The organism is Mesorhizobium sp. M7A.F.Ca.CA.004.04.2.1 (assembly GCF_004022825.1).
GTDB lineage: Bacteria > Pseudomonadota > Alphaproteobacteria > Rhizobiales > Rhizobiaceae > Mesorhizobium.
The window spans coordinates 1-1016 of the sequence record NZ_RZPH01001475.1; the positions used below are offsets into that span (position 1 = coordinate 1).

Consider the following 1016-nt stretch of genomic DNA (forward strand, 5'->3'; position numbering starts at 1 on the left):
CCTTCTTATGCCGCCTTGCGGCCGCGCTCGGCAAGCCACGCATCCGTCAACTGTTCGAAGCGCTGCGCCATGTCGGCGATCGCCTCGTTATCCGACATCTTGCCGGCCAGCCATTGTTCGGCCGCATGGACGAAGATGGTGCGGCCGACGGCAAAGCCCTTGACGATGGGCGCCTTGGCGGTGGCGGCGAACGCCGCTTCCAGCTCGTCCTGCGGCGCTTCCAGGCCCAGCAGCACGACGCCGCGGCACCACGGGTCGTGCTTCAGGATGACGGCCTCGATCTTCGCCCAGGCGCCGCTCGACGCCTGCGGCTCGAGCTTCCACCAGTCCGGCTTGATGCCGAGCGCATAGAGTTCCTCCAACGCGCGCGGGATCGTCGTGTCGTCGAGCTTGCCATGTTTGCCGGCAATGATCTCGATGAGAAGTTCCCTGCCGACCTTCCGCGCGCCTTCGAACAGGGCGCGCAACTTCTGCTGCTGTTCTTCCTTCAGCGCCGCCGGATCGTCGGGGTGATAGAAACACAGGCATTTGATGCAATGGTCGACCGGCCATTCGACAAGCTGCGAGCCGATGTCCTGCGAGAATTCGAAGCGCAGCGGCCGCGAACCCGGCAACTCTACCGGCCGCCCGAGCCAGGCGAAGGAATGCCTGGCGAATTCGAACATTGCCTTGCGGCCGTGTTTCTCGTCGATCAGCATGCCGTAGCCGTCGCGGCCGGCGGCGACCTTCGCAGCCGCCTTGACTGCCAGCACCTTGAATTCTTCGATCCGTGCCGGATCGGCGCCGGCCTTCGCCGCCACATCCTCGAGCTGCACGCGGTGGTCGCACGCGAGCGCCATCAGCGAGGGAATGTCGCGCCGGCGCGTCGTTGCCCAATGGATGTGGTTGATCGCCTCGTCCTTGCGCAACGCCAGATGCTCGCTGCCGTGTTTGAGGAAGAACCGCAGTTCTTCGAAGGTCGGATATTCCGGCGCGCAGAGCAGACGCGACACGGCGAAGGCGCCGCAGGCATTGGC

At 65.2% G+C, this 1016-nt stretch carries 1 protein-coding gene; it reads right to left on the reverse strand.

The annotated features are described in order from the left end of the window. Positions 1-5: 5 nt before the first annotated feature. Positions 6-1016, reverse strand: a 1011-nt coding sequence (locus EN893_RS35490) for a DUF2090 domain-containing protein (RefSeq protein WP_128362241.1), incomplete at its 5' end; no start/stop codon positions are given.